This is a genomic window from Bradyrhizobium cosmicum, from assembly GCF_032290525.1.
GTDB classification, from domain to species: Bacteria; Pseudomonadota; Alphaproteobacteria; order Rhizobiales; family Xanthobacteraceae; genus Bradyrhizobium; species Bradyrhizobium cosmicum_A.
In genome coordinates this window covers 1-254 of sequence record NZ_JASXTA010000385.1, presented here as the reverse complement: position 1 = coordinate 254, position 254 = coordinate 1, and the positions used below count along the sequence as shown (strand labels likewise).

Below are 254 nucleotides of genomic sequence, written 5' to 3'. Positions count from 1 at the left end.
CTTCAGCCATATGCCGACACCATTGGAGCGCAGATCACCGGGCTTGATGCTCTGAGCGAGGAGACACACGAAGCCGACCCCCACAAGGCGACGTCAGCTATGAGAAAAATTATTGGCCGCGCGTTGGCAGACCCCAACCAACCAATTGCCATTTGTGGCCATCGTCCGGTACTGCCGACGATGCGAGACGCCCTTGGCGGGGCGAATCGCCCTATGTCAACTGCGGAGTGCCTGATTGTTCACCTCGATGAAAC

At 57.9% G+C, this 254-nt stretch carries 1 protein-coding gene; it reads left to right on the top strand.

What is annotated here, in order from left to right:
* Nucleotides 1–254: hypothetical protein (locus QSV46_RS40350; RefSeq protein ID WP_314964271.1), on the top strand; the 254-nt coding region annotated here is incomplete at both ends.